Annotated in this window: 3 protein-coding genes; all 3 read left to right on the top strand. The window is 37.2% G+C overall.

Annotation, left to right across the window (positions count from 1 at the left end; all coding sequences use genetic code 11):
* A partial coding sequence (locus V7147_RS24330) for a TIGR00366 family protein (RefSeq protein ID WP_335370375.1) occupies positions 1-350 on the top strand: 350 nt, incomplete at its 5' end.
* A gap of 192 nt (positions 351-542) precedes the next feature.
* Positions 543-824 (top strand): hypothetical protein, encoded by a 282-nt coding sequence (locus tag V7147_RS24325; RefSeq protein WP_335370374.1) that lies wholly within the window; start codon positions 543-545, stop codon positions 822-824.
* 112 nt (positions 825-936) lie between these two features.
* Positions 937-1,576: nitronate monooxygenase (locus V7147_RS24320; RefSeq protein ID WP_335370373.1), on the top strand; the 640-nt coding region annotated here is incomplete at its 3' end.

Here is a 1,576-nt window from a genome sequence, read left to right as displayed (position 1 = left end):
TGTCAGAGCAAATTGCTTTGTGGTTCCTTTCATTTTCAAATGCGCACACGTTGCCATTCTTTTCGTTTGTCAGTGGCGGTCTAATTAACGTATTTGTACCTTCCGGCGGTGGACAGTGGGCAGTTCAAGGACCGATTATGATTGAAGCCGCAGCGGCCATCGATGCAGATATCGCGAAAACGGCAATGGGTGTTGCGTGGGGAGATGCCTGGACCAACATGATCCAACCATTCTGGGCCTTGCCTGCCTTAGCTATTGCAGGTTTGCATATTCGAGATATCATGGGATTCTGTGTCATGATTCTGCTTTATAGCTTTATTCCAATTTCTATTGGTTTCTTGCTTTTATAAAAGAGTGGTAAGGCAAATGGACTAGTCCGTTTGCCTTTCTTTCTGTGATGAATGGGGGAATTTTTTATGAATAAAAATGTTGGTGTGTTATTTTTAATAATTGTACTTGTGTTACTATTAATTGGATGCTCATCTAACAAAACCCATACTTTAAAAGGTAGCTATCAAAGTGACCCAGTGGAGGGATATATTGTGCAGATGACATTTCAGCCAGCAGATAATAGTTTAATTGAATACATCGATAACAGGGAAGTAGATAAAGGTACATTTGAAAAATTAGAAAATGGTCTATATAAAATTAATGGTGATCTGCAAGAATTTGAAATTACATTAAACAATGATAACTCTTTTGGTTTGATCGTAAAAAAAATCAATGATGGCAAACCAATTAACATGAAAAACATCGATGAGGTCCCAATCTATATAAGTACAGAATTTGATGATGTAGATGAATATATATCTTTATTGAAATGATTATGTAGAATCCTATTTTTTTTGGTACTATTATTAATGCAGACTTGCAATTCTGAACATTATCATTTCTCTAGATTTTTATAGAAAACAAAGATAGAAAAGGGGAAGAAAGATGATCACTTTACATACACCTTTATGCGATGCACTACATATTAAATATCCTATTATCCAAGCTGGCATGGCTGGAGGTTCAACGACAGTAGAACTAATCGTGAATGTATGTAATGCCGGAGGATTGGGAAGCCTTGGTGCCGGGTACATGATGCCAAACGACATCAGGAAAGCAATTAGGGACATTAAGCAACAAACAGATCGTCCTTTTGCAGTCAACTTGTTTTGTGCAGAAGATATCATCAATCCTAAAGAAATGAAACACGAACACGAGGTAAAAAATGTGTTAGTTGGCATTGGAAAAAATCTAGGGATTAAAGATGAACAGATACAGTTCCATACGCATGATCTGTTCGACGAAAGATTTCAAGTTTTAATAGAAGAAGAAGTGCCTATCATAAGCACAGCTTTTGGAATTTTGCCGGAAGATAAAATGGCAGCTGCAAAACAACGAAACATTAAGGTAATCTCGATGGTTACTACTGTTAAGGAAGCCATGATTGCGGAAAAAGCAGGTGTTGATGTCATTGTTGCTCAAGGCAGTGATGCTGGTGGTCATCGAAGTACATTTGATATAAAAGAGCACCCACTAGGAGCAAATATAGGAACTTTTTCTCTTATTCCGCAGGTAGTAGAAAATG

This window comes from Bacillus sp. JJ1521, from assembly GCF_036965165.1.
Classification (GTDB): domain Bacteria; phylum Bacillota; class Bacilli; order Bacillales; family Bacillaceae_L; genus Ferdinandcohnia.
This window is presented reverse-complemented; position numbering and strand designations above follow the sequence as displayed.